Here is a 1,921-nt window from a genome sequence, read left to right as displayed (position 1 = left end):
AACTGATATTATTCTATCAACCAACAGATTGCCGTATCTCTATGAAGTCTGAGATGCAGAAAGATCAGGAGGTAACGTTGAAGTGAAACTCGCAGAGAGGGTGGGCAGACTCGGCACCGAGAGTGCCTTCTCGGTGCTTGCAACCGTCAACGAACTCCGGGCGCGCGGGCGCGACATCATTACCTTCGCCATCGGGGAGCCAGATTTCGACACCCCGGAGAACATCAAGGACAGATGCAAGCAGGCTTTGGATGAGGGCTACACCCATTACAGCCCGTCTTTTGGCATCCTCGCACTTCGCGAGGCAATCGCAGCCTATATCTCACGCACGCGCGGCATTCCGGCTGATCCTGGAGAGGTTGTGGTAACACCTGGGGCGAAGCCGATAATCTTTCACTCCCTGCTGGCGTGTGTGGACCCGGGCGACGAGGTGATATACCCGAACCCGGGGTTCCCGATATATGAGTCCATGATCAACTTCGTGGGCGCACGTCCAGTCCCCATCTTCCTGGATGAGAGGAACGGGTTTTCGTTCGACGTCGACAGGCTGAGGAGGCTGATCAGTCCGCGGACCACCTTCATGATAATCAACTCCCCGGAGAACCCGACTGGTGGGGTCCTGTCCAGACAAGATCTCGAGAGCATAGCGGAACTCGCAATCGAGCACGACATCACCGTGCTTTCGGACGAGGTATACTCGCGCCTGGTCTACGACGCCCCGTTCGAGAGCATAGCCTCCATCCCTGGCATGAAGGAGCGCACGATCATCCTCGACGGCTTCTCGAAGACCTACGCGATGACCGGATGGAGACTGGGCTACGGAGTAATGCGTCCGGAGCTGGCTTCTGCGGTAACGAGGCTCGTGACCAATTCCGAGTCGTGCACGGCCACGTTTACTCAGGTAGCAGGCGTGGAGGCCTTGACGGGCTCCCAGGGCCGCGCAAACGAGATGCGGGAAGAGTTCCTGGCCCGGCGCAACCTGATCGTTTCTGAGCTCAACTCCATCCCGGGGTTCAGGTGCCTCACACCGGGAGGTGCGTTCTACGTTTACCCAAACGTGACCGAGGCCTGCAAGATGCTGGGCTGTGCTGACTCCAGCGAGTTTCAGAGCCGGCTGCTCCACGAGGCGGGTGTGGCGGTCCTGCCGAGGAGCGCGTTCGGATGCAGGGTCGAGGGGGAGACCGATGAATACGTGCGGTTCTCCTACGCGACATCCAGAGAGAACATCATAGAGGGCGCAAGGAGGATTCGGGAGTATATCAAAGGCTGCGCCCAGTCCTGACACACGGATATCTTGAGGAAGTGAGAGTAGAGTGCGGGCATTGGTCACGGGCATGATGACGCCCGTGGGGCTGTTTGTCGTTCGACGCCTCGCCGAGATGGGATTTCAGGTCACAGCCGCCGGAACGGCATCATCCGACTTCAGTCTCCACTCGAAAGCGGTGAAGAGGAGACTTGTGTTCCCGTCCATCCGGTACCAGCCCGAGAGGTTCGCCCGGGCTGTCCTGGATGAACTGGCGTCGGGTGATTACGACATCTATGTGCCCACGTTCGAAGACGGGTTCGTGATGTCTTACTACGCCGAGGAGATCAACAAGTACGCCCGTTTCATCTCGATGCCGTTCGAGTCAATTCTGTTCGTACACGACAAGGGCAACATGGCCCGATTCGGTCAGCGAATCGGAGTCCCTCCGCCGAACCCCACGTTCGTTCCAGTATCCCGAGCAGAGCTTCCCGCGATCTTCGAGGCAGTGGACTGTCCTGTGGTCGTGAAACCCCGGAGGAAATGCAACGCGCACGGGCAGGCCGTGCTGGACGACCCAAAGAGGCTGCCCGAGGTGTATGCAGACCTCCTTGCCAGGCAGGGTGCGGACGATGAGGACCTGCCCATGATCCAAAGGCGCGTGAGGGGGCCTGTGCT

2 protein-coding genes are annotated in these 1,921 nt (G+C 59.0%); both read left to right on the top strand.

Going from position 1 to position 1,921, the window contains the following annotated elements; genetic code table 11:
• The first annotated feature begins 82 nt into the window (after positions 1-82).
• Complete coding sequence (locus tag NUW23_11445; GenBank protein ID MCR4426778.1) at positions 83-1,282, top strand: pyridoxal phosphate-dependent aminotransferase; 1,200 nt, start codon at positions 83-85, stop codon at positions 1,280-1,282.
• A gap of 31 nt (positions 1,283-1,313) precedes the next feature.
• On the top strand, positions 1,314-1,921 hold a 608-nt coding region (locus NUW23_11440), incomplete at its 3' end, for a hypothetical protein (protein MCR4426777.1).

Source organism: Bacillota bacterium (assembly GCA_024655925.1).
GTDB lineage: Bacteria > Bacillota > DTU025 > DTU025 > JANLFS01 > JANLFS01.
Note: the sequence above shows the minus strand (reverse complement) of the source record. Positions and strands in the feature narration are given on the sequence as shown.